This window comes from Pontibacter arcticus, from assembly GCF_003284895.1.
GTDB lineage: Bacteria > Bacteroidota > Bacteroidia > Cytophagales > Hymenobacteraceae > Pontibacter > Pontibacter arcticus.
This window is the reverse complement of the sequence record NZ_QMDV01000001.1, coordinates 671,036-687,510: the sequence shown is the minus strand read 5'-3', so window position 1 is coordinate 687,510 and position 16,475 is coordinate 671,036. Positions and strand designations below refer to the sequence as shown.

At 36.5% G+C, this 16,475-nt stretch carries 13 protein-coding genes and 1 tRNA gene; 5 read left to right on the top strand and 9 right to left on the bottom strand.

Annotated elements, in window-relative coordinates; genetic code table 11:
• Positions 1-23: 23 nt before the first annotated feature.
• Entirely contained in the window at positions 24-452 is a 429-nt protein-coding gene (locus DP923_RS03155; protein WP_112304254.1) for a hypothetical protein, read from the bottom strand.
• Between the two features lie 821 nt (positions 453-1,273).
• Positions 1,274-2,686, bottom strand: a complete 1,413-nt coding sequence (locus DP923_RS03150) for a phospholipase D-like domain-containing protein (protein WP_112304252.1) — start codon at positions 2,684-2,686, stop codon at positions 1,274-1,276.
• A 146-nt stretch (positions 2,687-2,832) separates the two neighbouring features.
• Between DP923_RS03150 and DP923_RS03145 the strand changes: the two genes are divergently transcribed.
• The gene (locus DP923_RS03145; protein ID WP_125047625.1) at positions 2,833-4,140 is read left to right on the top strand and encodes a hypothetical protein; all 1,308 of its coding nucleotides are present in this window, start codon (positions 2,833-2,835) and stop codon (positions 4,138-4,140) included.
• A 384-nt stretch (positions 4,141-4,524) separates the two neighbouring features.
• Here the strand turns inward: DP923_RS03145 and DP923_RS03140 are convergent, their stop codons facing one another.
• From DP923_RS03140 to DP923_RS03130, 3 genes are read right to left on the bottom strand one after another with little or no spacing between them, the layout of a single operon-like run.
• On the bottom strand, positions 4,525-5,868 hold the full coding sequence (locus tag DP923_RS03140) for a hypothetical protein (protein WP_112304248.1): 1,344 nt from the start codon (positions 5,866-5,868) through the stop codon (positions 4,525-4,527).
• 2 nt (positions 5,869-5,870) lie between these two features.
• A complete protein-coding gene (locus DP923_RS03135; RefSeq protein ID WP_207801928.1) occupies positions 5,871-7,865 on the bottom strand; it encodes an ATP-binding protein in 1,995 nt (664 codons plus the stop codon).
• A 3-nt stretch (positions 7,866-7,868) separates the two neighbouring features.
• On the bottom strand, positions 7,869-8,693 hold the full coding sequence (locus tag DP923_RS03130) for a DNA adenine methylase (protein WP_112304246.1): 825 nt from the start codon (positions 8,691-8,693) through the stop codon (positions 7,869-7,871).
• 521 nt (positions 8,694-9,214) lie between these two features.
• Between DP923_RS03130 and DP923_RS03125 the strand changes: the two genes are divergently transcribed.
• The 3 genes from DP923_RS03125 to DP923_RS03115 all read left to right on the top strand — a co-directional run bounded on the left by DP923_RS03125 (position 9,215) and on the right by DP923_RS03115 (position 12,012).
• Positions 9,215-9,709, top strand: a complete 495-nt coding sequence (locus DP923_RS03125) for a hypothetical protein (RefSeq protein ID WP_112304244.1) — start codon at positions 9,215-9,217, stop codon at positions 9,707-9,709.
• Between the two features lie 70 nt (positions 9,710-9,779).
• The gene (locus DP923_RS03120) at positions 9,780-10,895 is read left to right on the top strand and encodes an SIR2 family protein (protein WP_112304242.1); all 1,116 of its coding nucleotides are present in this window, start codon (positions 9,780-9,782) and stop codon (positions 10,893-10,895) included.
• A 97-nt stretch (positions 10,896-10,992) separates the two neighbouring features.
• Positions 10,993-12,012, top strand: coding sequence for a DUF4365 domain-containing protein (locus DP923_RS03115; RefSeq protein ID WP_112304239.1), 1,020 nt, complete (start codon positions 10,993-10,995; stop codon positions 12,010-12,012).
• Between the two features lie 689 nt (positions 12,013-12,701).
• Here DP923_RS03115 and DP923_RS03110 read toward each other — a convergent pair.
• From DP923_RS03110 to pheS, 4 genes are all read right to left on the bottom strand, one after another.
• Positions 12,702-12,775 (bottom strand) — tRNA-Asn (locus tag DP923_RS03110).
• Between the two features lie 128 nt (positions 12,776-12,903).
• Entirely contained in the window at positions 12,904-13,323 is a 420-nt protein-coding gene (locus tag DP923_RS03105) for a Rieske (2Fe-2S) protein (protein WP_239020918.1), read from the bottom strand.
• Positions 13,316-14,176, bottom strand: coding sequence for a 3-hydroxyacyl-CoA dehydrogenase NAD-binding domain-containing protein (locus DP923_RS03100; protein WP_112304237.1), 861 nt, complete (start codon positions 14,174-14,176; stop codon positions 13,316-13,318). Before DP923_RS03100 ends, DP923_RS03105 begins: the two co-directional genes overlap by 8 nt.
• 99 nt (positions 14,177-14,275) lie before the next feature.
• Positions 14,276-15,304: a phenylalanine--tRNA ligase subunit alpha gene (pheS, locus tag DP923_RS03095; RefSeq protein ID WP_112304789.1), complete on the bottom strand. Its 1,029-nt coding sequence runs from the start codon at positions 15,302-15,304 to the stop codon at positions 14,276-14,278.
• Positions 15,305-15,664: 360 nt separating this feature from the next.
• Between pheS and DP923_RS03090 the strand changes: the two genes are divergently transcribed.
• A complete protein-coding gene (locus tag DP923_RS03090; RefSeq protein ID WP_112304235.1) occupies positions 15,665-16,474 on the top strand; it encodes a LiaF transmembrane domain-containing protein in 810 nt (269 codons plus the stop codon).
• Position 16,475 lies beyond the last annotated feature (1 nt).

Sequence of the window (16,475 nt, the reverse complement as noted above, 5' to 3'; positions counted from 1 at the left end):
CTAGTTTGCGCCACCCAATATAATTATAGTGCCTTTATTGCTTCGTCAATAGCTGCTCTAGTAACACGATTAATGATTATCATTTCTGACTTCATCCAAACAGTATCTGGTTGATCATTTATCAATACTTTTTCAAAAGTTGACTTCAGCGACATAGGAACTTTAGTGTAAGACTCATCTTGAGCTTTGAAGTATATATCGTGATACAAAACATAGTCTATATCACCTTCTCCGGTTACCTTTTTGGGATTGGCTAAACAACCTGCATCAATCAGGTTAATAAACTTGCTTGATAGACCTTTATAAGGAATGTGTAAGCCGGTAAACTGTCCTTTGGTGGTTATTAAATCCATTATTTCTAGGATATCGACGAAACCTAATAAGCTGACTATATCAACATGGTTTGCAGTATTTTTAACATATAAATCTGTAATAGAATTGAATTTTCTCATTTTTAAATTAGTTGATTTTTTTATAAATATTGTATTAAATAATGATTATGATAATTTTTTTATTGTTGATAATGCATAATGATTTAGTGCTAATAGATGATTTATTAGCTAAAATTGGTTTTAAGTGAAAAAAATATTTTGGATTTTTTGAAGGTTGCGCAACCCTTATATCGATATAACCTATTATACTAGGTTCTAGGCAATTTGTTACTGACTAAGAGGGGAATCTTTTGAAGAAAATTGTTACAAGTTTTCTGTAAAATTTTTAAATTATTTTAACCTGTGGTCTTTGGCCTTAGTACAAAAAGAAAAATTTAAAATGTACATTGGCCTATGGCCAATGGGAGATATGAGAAAGATTTGCAACATTAATAGAGCAGAACAATTAATGTTAATTCATGGTCTTGAGGCTCTATTAAAGAACTACAATTATTAATATTGAGGTAAGCAAAGACAAAACTACTATCGAGCGTTATGAGTTCTTGCAGGATAAAACACTAGAATTGCATAAGAAGCTTGAGAACAGAGATATCACAGACATCAGGATTGAAGAGGTCGAGCCTTACAATACCTCTAAAGAACATTAGAAGCTTAAATAAACATAAAGTAAAAAGGCTAACTCAATTAAAAGTTAGCCTTTTCTTTTGTATCCATATTGCTTTCTTAGCTCTGAAGCTGTTTAGAGTTTAAGATTATAATATCTCAACCTGCCGTTATTGGTGTTTTCATCGACTACTTTATTTTAAACAAGAGGTAATTGCTAGTGAAAACACACAGCTCGGGCAGTTATTAGCTGTATACCTCAAAACACTAAACAACTTCTATTTGAAGAAGCTTTTCCAAAAACTTTTTTCGACTTTAATCTCTTTCTCCTTTTCCATTAGGTCTTTAACTTGCTTATAGAAAGAGGTACAGGAAGAGTGATTTGGGTTTACGCTAAGTACTGTTTCAAAATCAAGAAGTGCTTCAGGATATTTCTTAATAATTTTGTAACATATGCCTCTCCAAAAATAATGGTGCAAATTATCAGGGTTGTATTTAATGCAATTAGAGTAAGCTATAACTTGTTGTTCCGCACTATAACTTAAAATCCCCTGCAAGCGAGCAATCTTTTCATACAAAGTCGCTGTATTTATACTTTTTAATTGAATAGCCGCATGGTAATCATTAAGAGCCTGTTCTCCGAGCCCTTCAAAACCTGCTAATGCAGATTCAAAAGTATCCCAGCTAGGGTAATTTAATATCCATGGCAATTTTTTCTCTTCAAGAGGCTTTATCTTATTATCATATGTTAGATTATAGAAGTAGGAATACAAGTTTTGAACACCCTTAAAACCATTATGATAATAATCAGGGTACATTCTGTTTAAAGTATCGTTAGTAGAAAAAAAGTCAAATGGTTTTACATAAGCTTTTGCTCTATTTTCATAATATTCTGGTTCTTGGTTATTGATGCTAATTGCTTGAGTGAAATCGAATATAGCTAATTCTAACTGGTCAGTTTCTAAATATATAGACCCTCTTAAATTAAATATTTTCGCATCAGTTTGATGCCCTTCCAGATATTCAGAATATATCTGAATAGCAGCGTACAATTTCTTTAAATCAATATAACATTGAGCTATTTCTAAGTAATTAACCCAGCTTACTTCTGCTTCATAAATTCTTATGCAATCTCTTAGGGCAGCAGTATGATTTTTTATATCCCTTCTATTAAAAGCTCTTTTCTTAAGTTCGTTAATAGTTAGAATTTCTTCTTCTTTGAAACGCTGTAATTCTTCAATATCTAACAATTTCTCAATACTGTAGGACGCTCGCTTTAAAGATTCAAACTCATTTATAAATTTGGCAGCAAAATCAACGTCATCATAGATTGTAAGATTTTCGTTATTATAGTTTGCTTTATTTGTCCAGTTAAATGAACCATTAAGCACTTTTTTACTATCAATAATGCAGAACTTATTATGCATTAATTTCTCTTCATTAGTCGGAAAGTATACATTCCCTCCATAAACAAATAAATGTTCAAACTGGATTTCAGAGTTTATATTTATAGCGTCATTGTTGAGAATTAACTCTATTTTGATACTCTTCTTTTTCGATCTTTCAAGTAAAGCATCAAAAAGCTCTTTATCAGTAAACCAAGCCATAGCAATTTTGATAGATTCTTCAGATCGCTTTATTTCTCTGATTATAACTTCACGGATATTTACAAAATGGACTTCTGGCTTCATAATACTTAAAAGTAGCTTTTTCAAATATAAGTTATAGTGTTGAGCCAACTTAGAGAGTTTTTAAAGCTTTAATAAAATAAATTACTTTATTCCATACACTTCTCATTCAAAACACACAAGTTTGTTGAAACCGCCACCGTTTTTGAGTGGCACCTGACATAACCGGTAGCTTATGGCTACCCATTATAAATGAGAATAAAGTGTTTCAAAACAAACCGGTTCAAGAATACAAAGCGCTATCTAACAAGCTTAGTTTTCTTTTTATCAATCCTAAATTTACTTTGAATATTGATAGGTTATCTATTGACCTTGTAACTATTGATGAGAGTAGAAATTTAAAATTACTTATTGAACAAAGAGACTTTCTAGAGGATAACAAAATAATTTATAGAGAGGGGACATTAATATTTAAGCTAGATGATGATTATAGGAATAGATACAAACCTAAGAAGAACGGCTATAGGTATGTATTAGATATATATTCAAATAATGAAATCATAGGCCACCTTTACCTGGAAGACAAGCGCAACAATCTAAAAGGAGTTATTCAGCTAGAGTTTTTAAACTATGTTTTCTATAAAGAAGATTGGTATGCGCATTATTTAAACATTTTAAAATGTCTAAATTTAAAATTTTATAAGATAGCTTATGTAGAAATAGCATTTGATAGCTATGGTAAGTATGAGATGTTTAAAGAACTATACTTTAACTCTATAAGCTGCGGGAAAGAACGATTTAAGCATGCTGGTAAGTCTAAAATTGGGACTTTCAACAACAATGCAATGTTTCAAATAGGAGCCCTAAAAGCTACCGGAAAATCTATAGTTATTTATAATAAATCGGAAGAAATAATAAAAAGTAATAAAGTATATATCAGGCAATACCATAAAATAAATGGGTTAGATGTTAGTAAGATTATAGACCGGGTAGAGCTACGCATGAATAATAATTATCTATGCAAATATGATATTAATATTGAAAAGCTAAGTTCACAATGTGGTTTGGAGGAGATATATAAAAGCTTTACTAGAGGATGCCTTTCATTTTATGATCATTATTCAGAAATACCAGTAGCTCTAGGAGGTAAGCAATGGTCGCTTATTGATTACAGTAGTTTTAGAGGAAATTCGCTTAACAAACTAAAGAAAACTGATGCTATACTTACTTTGAGGAAGTACGAAATTAAAAGAAATTTTAAGGGTTTACTTTATATCTATATCAGTAGCGGAAGCCACCATGCTTTAGAGCTTATAAAAAGTTATATAAGCGATGAAAAACATAGGTTACTATCTAATATCTCTAATAGAGATAGTTTAATAGATGGTAACAAAATTAGTAAGCAGGAATATTTAAAACTTACTCAGGGTTATATCAAATCTTTCAAGTTTAATAGTTCAAGTGAGGAAATTAAGAAACGGAAGAGTAAAGTAATTTATGATGTATTTTTTAACTAATGCTCTTGCTTACCTTTTTTTAAGATAAGCAAGAGCATTAGTATAGATGTTTAGGAGAAAAGAAAGAGATATAAATTTGAGTGCTAAAGCTAAAAATATGCACTTAAATTTATATCTACCTTAACTATTATTTACTGTACTATAATGGTAGGTTATAGGTACTTAAGTGATAGAATAAGTGTGCAAAACAATCTAAACTAGTTAATTCTACCGGGGCCAGGGGCCCGTATCGAGTTACTCCCCATCCTCCCCCCGCTCATTTTAAAATACACATGGGTACACGTAAATTTTTTTTATAATTTTTTGCAGTTTTAAGAACAAAAAAAGGAGAAGCTTAACTTGCTTAGTTAAGCTTCTCCTTTTTAATTTTTACGTTAAACTTGATTATTTAGATTGGTGTTCAACAAATTTCTGTAGGATACTAGCTGAGGGGTAACTGGACATTGAAGCTATGCCGTTAGCTAACTCAATAGGAAATAGAGCACCTTCAAACCTACTACTAACGAGACTTGGAATAGTAGTCAAAATGCGTGATAAACCTATAAGGGTATCTGCTGTAGGGTATTCTGGATCATCTATATATTCTCCGGTTGTTAAATTCAAAACCATAAATGTACCTGGATCAACTTTGACATATAATTTTTCACCCCAATTTGTCCGCTTACCATAAGGATTAGTTAAATCAGGAGAACGATATACCTCTTGGCGAACATAGTGATGAGATAATGCTGCAAAATGTAAACCAGCACCTCTTTCATGAGGTGGTACATGCCTAGAAATTGAAGATAAATGATCAAAGAATGCACCGCTTTTTTCTTGCCCAATTATATGTATCGGGCGATTTTTTATTTTTGCAAATTCTAAAAATGAGCGAATATTGGGAACAAGTTTAGAATATTGGCTTCTTAATGATAAAGGACCGTCTTTGATGAAGAGCGTGTCGGTAACTAAACTCTTATCGCTATGTATCCATAAAAGCCTTACAGCAGTAAACAACATTAAGGTTTCCATAATCAACATGTATGCAGAAGCTATAGAGTCAGGAGCACTATCTTCATCCATATCTAGATGGAATCCGATCATATCAGTTAAGAAAACTTCATTTTTACATTTTTCGCATTTCCCTTCATTAGCATCATAAGTTAAACCTATAGTTTGTATTTCATGACAATGAGGGCATTCAAAAGATGGGCTTGAAAATTTGGAATTGGTTTCCCACTTGCGATATGCAAGCCATTTTAAAGTTTCGTAAAATATGCCTCCTTCGTCAACTTTCATCGAATCTCGTACTATATGTCTTATAGCTTCATAGTTATTGCCTAATGAAGTTTTGACATTCTTTAAAGGAAATACGGTAGCATGAAAAACAGCACTATCTTTTAAAATATCCTGTAGAAGTAAAGGATGAGGGTGCTCTTTGTCTATCAAATCTAACCTACCCTTATCAACAGATAATAATGCTGTTTTTACAAAAGAAACTTCTTTAGGAGGGTGGCTATCTGTCTTTATAGCAACGAAAGATCCATCTACTGCCCAAATATTTCGCAATGGCACATGACCGGTTGGGTCAAATATTTGCCACATTTCCTCATTAACATTTGATGAGTCTGATTGATAATCTTCAAAATCCTTTATTAGAGACTTTACCCATTCGCTTTCAACAACTGCAAGATGACCTAGCTTAGAAGCTGTCTCTCCTGGTAATCTAGATCCCGGTGAGTATGGCATGATTAGATTTGATTAGTTGTTGCTTCAAATAGCCTTGATTGTACTGGTATTACAAAACGATGCGACATTGTTAGCATTCTCATAAATCCAGGTGTTTTGGAGCGCATAATATCATCTTCAATACCTTGAAAAGCAATTTGCACCCGAGAAAGTGATTTGGTTTCGTCTTGGCTTGATAAGTGACCTACAAAAAAATTTTCAGTCTGAGCTAATAACTCTTTATTTATAGTTGATGGTGACTGAGTTGAATAAACCATGCCTATATGGAACTTAGCACCTTCTTTAGCGAACCTTGCATATATACCTGTCAAGTCCTTATTATCCGGAGGAAAAAGGTTATGAGCTTCCTCAAAGTATAGCTGAACAAAGTTTTCACCTAAATTATTATTTACAAATTTCACCTCTTGATGAGAAAATACCGCTCTTGAAATCATATCTGCAAAATAGCGACGAATTTGATCAGTTGCATTTCCTAAATCTAATATTACTGTTATCCCTTTATCAACTAAATTAACAATATCGTTGATAAAGTCACTTGCATCAGATGAGTGGTAACTTGAATATGCTCTAAGCACTGTAGGCCCAGATCCGCTAGATGGATTTAAGAAATTTAACATAGCAATATCATCAGCATCAAATAATGCATTACCACTGCCTGTTAAAAATAACCTGTTGTTTGCATTATCCCTTCTAAATTCAGAGATAACCTCTAACTCATTTACTAATTCTTGTAAGCTATTAGGTGGATTAGGAAGATTTAAATTTTTTGCTTGATAAGCAGCGGTTCTCAAACCAGCAGCAAAATGTGGATCAAAATGTCTGGCATTATTACTGATCAACCCCTTAGCCCGTAATCTTGTTTCGTCAGATGTAAACCCAGCTTTCTTCAAAATGGCCCAAAATATCTGTATTTTCCGGATCGACCTGCACTTTTCATTTTCAGGTTGAGAAGCTATCGATTCGATTGAAGGTAGTTTTGCATTAGTAAAACTCGTAATGTATATAGATTTTCTATTATCTGAGTCCAGTAAAGAAGCAAGTACATCTAAGATTGTATCAGGTTGCTCATAAAAATTTAGACGAAGCGGATTTGATATTGTACCTGCTCTTTGTGTTAAAGCATAAACTTGGCATCTATTTGGGTAAGCAGATTTTAATGAAAGATTTTGAGGATTATCATTCGCATATTCACCATTAATATCAAATATAATCTGACCTACCTTATTCGTGTTTTTAGTAGTTTCTATTATACCTTGAGCTATAAGCTTAACCACGTTCGATTTTCCTAACCTAGTTTTACCGAACATTGCAGTTCGCGTTCCTTTGAAGTCACGCATCGATATATTAACAGGAACAGTATTAGGTGAGTCATCACTAAAAAGCCTGCATTCCATTGTTCGCAGCTCTCCGAGAGAATAACTAAATTCCTCATTTACCATTCCATTAACTATGAGCTTTAAAAGTGGTTCATCTGGCGCAAAAACTTTATATCTGTGGGCACTAACTACGTTATTAACATCTCCAGAATAAGCAAGTATCTGCATGTTTTTTGGATCGGCATAGAACATACCTAATACATCACAATTTAATGCACCCCATTGTAATTCACTTTGTGTCCACACATCTAATTCTGGCATAGACTTTTTGTGTAACTCAAAATATGTTTGCTGAACTTGATTACTTAACGGAGTTGGTGAAACACCAGTTACCCTAAGAAGGGTAAAATGTGGAGGTGCTTTAGCTGCAGTATTTACTGGGGACATTATTAGAAAAGATCCTCTAGGTATACCTCCTACAGCTAGTTTGTAAGGGTCACTTGTAATAATCTTAGCTGTATCATAACCTAACTCAAGAACGTAGCCTACAAATCGCATTTTATCTATTTGCTTTGCAGTCTCCATTCTTTCCTCTCTTTCAAGGAATATCCTTAGAGCTTCAATAGGATTACCTTGTGTAGCAGAATTATTTATTATGCTTGAAAGATTTGGCATAGCCATAGTTTAGTTAGTTAAGTGTGAAAGGATTACAAGTTCTTCAAATTGTTTTCGGTTTGCTGCTGCTGCTGCTATGGATGAATATCTAGAGACAGTTTGCAAGTAGAAGCCATGATTTTGATAAAGCTCCCGGATTGATTCATGGTTTGCGTTTGTTGCTACTATTTTAGCTCCTCTATTTCTTGCTCGTATCAAGGATCTAGCAAGTCTTTCTTGATCTTCCCATGAGAAGAGTGTTTCATTATATTTAACAAAGCCATTTAAGTTATGGCGTACAGTATATGGCGGATCTACAAAGAGAAGATCATCTCTTTGTGCTTTATTGATCAGAACTTCAAAATCACATAGATGAATTTTTGCTTTTTTTAGAAGTTTAGAAATAGCGCTGAAGTCATCTGTATCAAGGGTAACTTTTGTTTTAGTACCTAATGGAACATTAAATCTACCGTTAAGATTTACCCTGTAAATACCATTGAAACACGTTCGATTCAAATAAATCATACGAGAAGCTTGCTCTAGTAAATTTGCATATTCATTCTCTCGTATTTTGTAATAGTGATTAGAGGAGTGTTGATGTTGATGTAATCTAAGAGCTAAATCTATATACTCCCAATTTTGTTTTAAACCTTGGTATGCCGCTATAACATCAGGGTTAATGTCGCCAAGCAATGCCTTTTTAGGTTGTAAGTAGAAAAAAACAGAACCTCCACCCAAAAATGGTTCAATGTACCGGTTATAAGTATTAGGTAACAGGTTCGAGTATTTTTTAACAAACCATCGTTTACCCCCTGGCCATTTTAGAAATGGTATTAAAGTATTATCAGTCTTCAATTAGGTATTGTTGTGTATCAGCGATGTGCTAATATACAACAATACCTCATTGAAGACTCCATCTTAAGTTACTTAATTTTGGGACTAAGTTGGATTATCCTCATTACTAAACTTGCATTTAGTGATATATACAATGTTGTAATTTTATTAATCAGATAAATTATAGCTTTATGCAATACAGTTGCAGACTAGTCCTTTAGCTTCACTCTTACATGTAGGGTTACCAATTAATGATCAGCACTTTTTTAGCTGGTAGTAGCAAGTAACCATAGTCATGACAGAAGCAATATGAGTTCATTTTCGTGTGCGGTACATGTAGGTAACTAGTTACAGATAAGATTAGAAGTCCTTTGTATAATCTCTAGTAAACTATTACATTAGCTAAAACACATATGATCATGTGCCTGATAACATTAGTCCATTCCACTAGCAAGCTCAAAAGCAGACTGCAGCAATTAAGTAGATTGGGCAAATGAGAGTATATTGTCTTAAATCCAGTAGTTGGATACTATTAAAATTATATGGAAGCTGATCCTAAATTGATAGAAGCTATTGCAAATATTTTATGGCCAATAATAGTAATGGTTATTGCTATTATGCTATTCCCATTAATTAGAAAGATAATCTTAAATGCTTCAGAAATAAAATTTAAGGTAGGTGATTATGAATTTACAGCTACTAAGCAAACAATTGAGGTTCTCATCAAACCGGTTCTTAATGAGTTGGATGACGCAGTTAGTATATTAAATGATAGACAAAAAGAGCTGTTTTTAGAGATTTACAATAACATTTATGTTCATGAGGAAGAAGTGATTTTGTCTCAAAGCTTCGAAAGAGATTCTGAGTATCATAAAGATTTAAGAGTGTTAAGGAATGTAAATTTTGTTAGACCATATCTTGGTGGTAAGTGGAATATTGGGAAACGTATTGAAGTAAAGAACTTTGGTGTTTTAGCTGGCAGATTAAAAGCTAAGGAATTAAAATCAAGAAATAATAACGCCCAACATAGTGCGTAAGTCATGCTTCGGCCGACAGCGTTACACGCCTCATGCACGAGGCTGTTACCTACAATTTAAAAGAACATAAATGAATACAGAATCAGAAGTCCTTACTGAATTAACTAGTGAGACTATAAAAAAGGCATTACAGATTTTGAAAAACAATAGAACAAAGTCTGAGTTTATTAATAATCTGCCTAAATCAAAGTCTTTACCAAAAAAACAAATCATAAGTGAATTAATAAGCTGTTATGAAAAGGAGAGTCTAGTATTGGTACTTGGGGCAGGTGTTTCAATGGGTTTTGGTCTACCAAATTGGGATACTTTACTGCAAAAATTAATGATAACCACTATTGAGAAAGAGCAGAATGTTTCAACAGTATTATCAAGACTTTTTACTAGTGTTTTTTCTCCGTCCCCATTAATCGCAGGAAGATATCTTCAGAAGTTTTATGATGACAAAAAGCTATCTTTCGAAGAAGCTGTACGCAAGGTTCTTTATGAGGAAATTGATATAGATAAACCTTCAGAATTGATGGATGAAATTATCAACTTTTGCGTGGCACCAGGCAAGAGCCCTAATTTAGATAGTATTATTACATACAATTTTGATGACATATTAGAACAAAGACTTTCAAAGGTTGGTGTTCAAGTTCCTCATAAGCCTATTTATGGTATTGGGATGAATCCAGATGGTCAATTACCTATTTTTCATGTTCATGGATATTTGCAACAAAAGGGAGAATTAACTGAACAAAACCAAATAACCTTTGGCGAATCCATATACCATAAGCAATATATTGATATCTATAGTTGGAATAATATTGTCCAAATCAACAAATTTAGAGATTCAAACTGTCTATTTATTGGTTCTTCTCTTACAGATCCTAATATTCGAAGGCTACTTGATATTGCAAAAAAACAAAGTGGCGAGACTCAAGAGAACCATTTTATATTTAAGATGAGACATAAAGAAGAAGATGTTCAAGTTCGTCTTCGTACTCTTCTAACGGAAAATAAAGAATTATTAAATGATAAGTCACTGGCTGCATTAAATTTTAATGAAACAGTAAGATTTTTAATCGAAATTATTGAAAGGTTTGAAGAGTCAGATACAACATCTTTTGGGGTAAAGACAATTTGGATAAATGATTGGAAAGAGATTCCTGAAATCATGCAAAGTGTTAGATTACGTTCAAAATAAATACATCAGTTAGAAAGGGTGCAGTTTTAACCTTGTTTTGTTTGAAGCTTGGCTGTACAATAGGTTAGCTGAAACTTAATAAAACAAAATTGAAAACATGGAAGATAATTTTCCCATAAGGGATTTAACACATATTATAGAGCGCGATGCAATTGATATACTAAACAAACAACTACCAAGAGAATGGATTATTCGGGAAATGACTGAAAGGGATTATGGTATTGACTTGTACATTGAAATTGTAAAGAAAGACAAGAGAGTCACTGGTGATTTAATTGCTCTTCAGGTTAAAGGAAAAGAAAAAATTGATCTCAAGCCTGATAAAACATTTACATTTTATTCTATAAAGCGCTCAACTATTAATTATTGGCTTAACCTTCCAGTTCCTGTATTCTTTGTAGTAGTTTGTTTAGAAACTAAGAAATCTTACTGGTGCAATATTAGAGAAGCCCATAGATCTAACAAATTAATTATTGGCACCTCAAATACATATTATACGTCCTTAAGCCAGGACCGTAACCTAGATAGCATTATCAAATTCCAATCAAATTACTATAGGGAGAAGTATTGGCCTGCCGTGGAAAATGCAATTGAAAATTCTCTAATGCTCTTTACTTCTTTAGGGCCATTTATTTTAATGTGCAAAAGAAAACAAGATGAAGAATATTGTTCGAGTACTATACAATATATGCTGATTCAGCATTATGGATACTATAATTTATTAACTAGATATATTCTTGGAAAGAAATCAGTCCAACTCTCTGAATGGTACGATAAACATTTGGTAATGCAAAATGGTGTAAGTGGATTAAGGAGTGCGACTTTCAATTTTTCACTAATAAAAGAAATAATTGATTACTTCATAAGTGATTATAGGGAGGCAATTAGACAAGTTAATTTATTAGTTCTTAAATATCATTCATCTTATTACTCCCAAAAGCTCCCTTATTTACACTTGCATTTGAAACTTCGCCCACTTGCATTTATTGAATCTGATTGGTATGCAAGGTATTACTATGACGAATATGAAAACGACACTACTAATATCGAAAGCAAATATTTTGAAGATTTTACAGATTTTGACGATTGGGATTTAATTGATGATTTAAATGTATAAGGCTTCAGCTAACATTGTGTAAACGACATCCTCTGCTACTACTTACACGAACACATTAGCAAAGAAAGTATCATATATATAACATTCAAATCACCTAAAATCTATTCCATATCTGCTTGCTCCTAGTTACATAATGGTGGGGTAGTTTAAGCGGTTTTAAACGCCTTTGGCTTGACTGGGTAGTCCTTTGATGGTATACTGGATTTAATAAACCTAATGCCATCTAAGCCTTTATAAACGCCTTCTGCAACTTATAAGCTATGAAGTAGGTGCCTCAAGATATACTATCATGTACATCTCCTGTGTTAGAGCCTGTAAAACATAAGACCCACTGTAGATATTAGAACCAGATGGAGATGGGTCACTGTGGTGCTGACTCGGAAATAAAATTAAAGTGCGTAGATAAGCGAGCAACAACACCTGCTCTTTTTTTCCTTGTCCTGTGATACCCTACTCGCAAACTGCTATTAACCTCTAGAGCAGTAGCAGGATCTTCGTAATTGTTCAATAAAGCCATATTTTAGAGGCAGGCAACAATAATTTAAATTTTTACTTGTTGCATAAGAATTCACTTGAATCGTCTTGGCTGTAGAGTCGAAAGTAGAGAAATAACAGGGAGATGTATGCAAATTGTATGCACATAAAAAAAGCCACTTAGCAGTTTTACCTGTAAGTGGCTGATTTTCAAGCTCTCCCTCCTGGGCTCGAACCAGGGACCCTCTGATTAACAGTCAGATGCTCTAACCGACTGAGCTAAGGAAGAGTGTCATTCTGTGGTAGTGTTACCGTTGAATTACAATGCAAACTTACTGTAGTTTTTGATATAGCGCAAGTATGGGCGTGAAAATATTTTCAACTAAAGTATAAAATCCTGTAAATCAACTCAAAAATTTAGTTTGAAATATAAAGCAGGTTGCCGGATAGCGCCGTCTGGTACCGTTTAAGCCCATAAACAGCAGGCCCAGCCGTTACATTGCCCTGAAAATTGAACTGAGACTTGCAGCATTCATCAATCAGAAAGAGCCGGGACTGGTCTACTTTTACAAGTGCGCAACTGGCAGTTGGGTCGTAAGGGCAGGCGCGCTCGAAGGCCAGGTACGTATTAGCGTTTTCGCGCACAACGATGATGCCTTTATACCCACTGTTTAAGTATACATAACCGCCATCCTGGCGCAGTTCCGGGTATTGCAGACTGTTTACCGGTATTTGCTCGCTTACTACCACGTTGGGTATACTGGGGCTTACAGTGCTGTTATTGCAACCGGCAAGTATACATACAAGTGGCAGGAAGTATAAAAACAGTTTAATCATGGTAAGTATAAAAGCCTTTGCCCGATTTACGGCCGTGATGGCCGGCATCTACCTTCTGTTGTTGTATACGGCTCGGTCTGAACTTCGCATCATAGTGGAAAGATTCGTACATGGCGCTGGTCACAGAAAAGTTGGTGTCTACCCCGATCAAATCCATCAGCTCGAAAGGACCCATTTTAAAACCGCTTGCCTGCATTAGTTTGTCAATGCCCTGCACATCGGCTATGCCTTCTTCCAGTATTTTCAGGCTTTCTACGTAAAAATGACGCGCTACACGGTTCACAATAAAGCCCGGCGAATCCTGGGCCATTACAGGTTTCTTGTCCAGTTTCAGAGCCAGCTGGCGGATGGTTTCGGCAACTTCAGGGATAGTGGCCGCGCCGGAAATAACTTCTACCAGCTTCATGATGTGGGCCGGGTTAAAAAAGTGCATGCCTACAACGCGCTCCGGGTTTGGGATGGCCGCCGCAATCTGCGTGATCGGAATAGAAGAGGTATTGGAAGCAAGTATGGTAGCAGGGTTGTTAATGCTGGCAAGTTCTTTAAACAGCGTTTGCTTTATCTCGAGGCGCTCTACAATGGCTTCGATGATCAGGTCGCAGTGCAGTTTCAGGGTGTCGCCGGTAAAAGAAAGGTTGCGGAGCGTAGCCTGCTTATCGGCTTCGGTGCCCTTGCCTCGTTCAATGCCTTTATCCAGATTTTTGATGATCAAGGCTTCGGCCTTTTCCAGCACCTGGGCATTTATATCAAAAAGGATGGTGGTGTAGCCCGCCTGCGCACAGATCTGGGCTATGCCCTGGCCCATGGTACCGGCACCTACAACGCCTATTGTTTTTATGTTCTCGAAGTTCATTGTTTCTGTATTTGTTCTGAAACGAAAAAAGAATGCTTTACCATACTTTAATTACTTAAAACACGGAAAGCATTCTCTTGTTTATACTTGATCTGGTGATTATAAAACCCCTTCAAACTGTCTTAAAAAGCGCACATCATTCTCCGTAAACAGGCGCAGATCCTTTATCTGGTAACGGAGCATGGTGATACGCTCAATGCCCATCCCGAAGGCAAAGCCAGTGTATTCTTCCGGGTCGATGCCGCTGCTTTCCAGAACGGCAGGGTCTACCATACCGGAACCGCCAATCTCTACCCAACCGCTTTGCTTACAGATGTTACAGCCACTTCCTTTACAGATCAGGCACGAAATATCAATCTCAGCGCTGGGCTCAGTAAACGGGAAAAACGACGGACGGAAACGAATTTTAGTATCCTGCCCGAACATCTCTTTGGCAAAGTAATAAATGGTTTGTTTCAGGTCCGCGAAGCTTACGTTTTTGTCGATGTACAAGCCTTCAACCTGATGAAATACCATGTGCGCACGTGCCGAAATAGCTTCGTTGCGGTACACACGGCCGGGCATAATACTGCGCAGCGGTGGTTTCTGGTTCTCCATGAGGCGCACCTGCACTGTAGAAGTATGAGTGCGCAGCAGTTTATCGCGGTCTTCGCTCAGGAAGAACGTGTCCTGCATTTCGCGGGCCGGGTGGTTTTCAGGGAAGTTCAGGGCAGAGAAGTTGTGCCAGTCGTCTTCCATTTCCGGGCCTTCGGATACGTTAAAACCGATACGCTCAAAAATACGCACGATCTCGCTGCGCACCAACGAAAGCGGATGGCGCGTACCCAGCGTGTTAGGCACCGGCGGCAAACTGAAATCAAATGTATTTTCGGAAGCAGAAGCGCCGGCGTTTTGGGTAAGTTGCTCCTGCGCCTGGTCGAACCGCTCCTGTGCTTTGTTTTTAAGCTGGTTCAGTTGCTGGCCCACCTCGCGGCGCTGCTCCGGTGCCACCTCTTTCAGATTATCAAACAAATCGGCGATGCGGCCTTTGCGGCCCATGTACGCTATCCGGAATTGCTCCAATTCGGCAGCATTCGTCAGCGATGCCGCTTCTATCTCTTGTGCTACAGTTTGTATCTTCTCAACCATCATATGCAAAGATAATAATTTGAGGGATTACCCCACCCCAACCTTCCCCTAAAAACAGGGGAAGGGCCTAAGCCATAGTTGTAGTTCCAGTTATAGAAGAAGTATAGCACCAACCTGCCGGGTATTTATACTTTTTGTCAACCTCATTCTGATCACAATAAAAATTGTAAAGTATAATTTTCAGAATTAGTTATAATATATCACCTTTACTATGTTGCGATGCAGCGGTAAGTATAAACCTGTTTTTGTTTACCGACACAATACCCCGGCTCACCGACTTTTTGCCCCGGGCAGCCTATTTGCTATGGCTGCCGCTTGCTGATTGAAGTACATTTGATCAGAAACTTAAACGTAACTACCATGAAAAATCAGGAATTAAGTACCCGCGAAGATCAGGCAAAATGGAAAAGACCTGCTGACAACCGAAACGGAAGAGTTATGGGCGGGATGATGCTCGTGCTGATAGGTGTAGCGCTGCTAGCCCACAAAATGGATGTTTTCTTTTTACCGCGCTGGGTTTTCTCGTGGCAGATGATCCCGATACTGGCTGGTCTGTATATTGGCTTCAAGCATTCGTTCCGGAATCCGGCCTGGATCTTACCGGTGATGTTGGGTGTGATTTTCCTGATTGATGATTTCGTGCCGGGCATTTCGTTGCGCAACTACATCTGGCCGATTGTCATTATCGCGATCGGGCTTTGGGTGATACTAAAACCGAAGCACAGCCACAGCCCAAGCTATAAAGGCTCCCCAACCATGCCGCCCGCAGGCGCCTACCCAAACGATGACTATACCGAAAGTGCCTATTATGGTGATAATGTTGCCTCAGGCGACGATTATTTAATCTGTACTGCCATTTTCAGTGGTGTAAAACGAACTGTATTTTCCAAGAATTTTAAGGGTGGCGAAGTGGTGAGTGTATTTGGGGGCAACGACCTTAATTTATCGCAGGCTGATATGCAGCACCCGGTTGTGCTGGAAACGACACAGGTTTTTGGCGGCACCACGCTGGTTGTACCCCCGCACTGGGAAGTAAGATCGGAAGTGGTGGCTATCATGGGTGGTGTATCAGATAAGCGAACGATGCTACCCGGCGGCTACGACCCAAGCAAAGTGCTTATCATTAAAGGCACCGCACTGTTTGGCGGCCTCGATATCAAAAGCTACTAAT